The sequence below is a fragment of the Burkholderia sp. BCC1998 genome, from assembly GCF_905339875.1.
In the GTDB taxonomy this organism is placed as follows: Bacteria; Pseudomonadota; Gammaproteobacteria; order Burkholderiales; family Burkholderiaceae; genus Burkholderia.
Genome location: NZ_CAJPHE010000107.1, coordinates 1 through 445, shown reverse-complemented (window position 1 = coordinate 445; position 445 = coordinate 1). Strand labels below are relative to the sequence as shown.

The 445-nt window shown below is 63.4% G+C and carries 1 pseudogene; it reads right to left on the bottom strand.

The annotated features are described in order from the left end of the window. Positions 1–445: pseudogene (locus U5A56_RS37000) on the bottom strand (succinate--CoA ligase subunit alpha); the annotation flags it as partial.

Below are 445 nucleotides of genomic sequence, written 5' to 3'. Positions count from 1 at the left end.
ACCCGCGATGAAGCCGACGACCGGCTTCTTCATGTTGTCCTTGATCCACTCGGCGGCATTGGCTTCGTCCGGACCGCCGATTTCGCCGATCATCACGACCGCATCCGTATCCGGATCGTCGTTGAACATCTTCATCACGTCGATGTGCTTCAGACCGTTGATCGGGTCGCCGCCGATACCGACTGCCGACGACTGGCCGAGGCCCAGCGCCGTCAGCTGCGCAACCGCTTCATACGTCAGCGTGCCCGAACGCGACACGACGCCGATGCGGCCCTTGCGGTGGATGTGACCCGGCATGATGCCGATCTTCAGCTCGTCCGGCGTGATCGTGCCCGGGCAGTTCGGTCCGAGCAGCAGCGTCTTGCGGCCTTCGCGACGCATGCGGTCCTTCACTTCGATCATGTCGCGCACGGGGATGCCTTCCGTGATGCAGATCGCGAGATCG